The organism is Erwinia sp. PME.40.26/001 (assembly GCF_055556675.1).
The window spans coordinates 1-249 of the sequence record NZ_JBVHNP010000337.1 but is presented as its reverse complement, the minus strand read 5'-3'; the positions used below and the strand labels follow the sequence as shown (position 1 = coordinate 249).

Below are 249 nucleotides of genomic sequence, written 5' to 3'. Positions count from 1 at the left end.
AGATCGCGTAGGCGGCGATGAAGAGGGTGAGCGTCTCGCCCGCGGCGATCGGTCGGTGCCGCAGCCAGAACCACAGCACGCAGAACGCGAGAACGTGGAACGCGATCTCGTACACGAAGCTCGGGTGCAACGGCACTCCCGCGGGCGCGCCCACCCGGGCCGCGGCGGCGGGATCGAGGACGATGCCCCAGTCGCCTCCGGTCGGCGTGCCGGGCTTCTCCGTCAGCAGGCAGCCGATGCGGCCGATGG

General features: G+C 71.5%; 1 protein-coding gene. It reads right to left on the bottom strand.

Features of this window, described 5'->3' with window-relative positions; translation table 11 throughout:
- The coding region (locus ACZ3HG_RS24440; protein ID WP_465335071.1) for a prolipoprotein diacylglyceryl transferase family protein at positions 1-249 on the bottom strand (249 nt) is incomplete at both ends.